At 61.0% G+C, this 213-nt stretch carries 1 pseudogene; it reads left to right on the top strand.

Annotation, left to right across the window (positions count from 1 at the left end):
* Nucleotides 1–213 (top strand): annotated as a pseudogene (gene flgK, locus AF337_RS29725) (flagellar hook-associated protein FlgK); the annotation flags it as partial.

Genomic DNA, 213 nt, shown 5'->3' with positions numbered 1-213 from the left:
GCGACGAAGCTGCGCGACGGAACGATCAGCGGCATCACCGATCTCAACACCTCGGGAGACAGCGGCTTCTCGGACAATCTCGACGCCCTGTATCAGGCGCTGACGGAACAGCGTTCGTTCTCTTCCGACGCAGGTCTCTCGACGTCGCAAAGCCTGACGGACTACGCCAGCGCCTCCATCGGCTGGCTCGAACAATATCGAAGCGATGCAACG

It is taken from the genome of Rhizobium ecuadorense (assembly GCF_001187535.1).
Taxonomy (GTDB): Bacteria; Pseudomonadota; Alphaproteobacteria; order Rhizobiales; family Rhizobiaceae; genus Rhizobium; species Rhizobium ecuadorense.
This window is presented reverse-complemented; position numbering and strand designations above follow the sequence as displayed.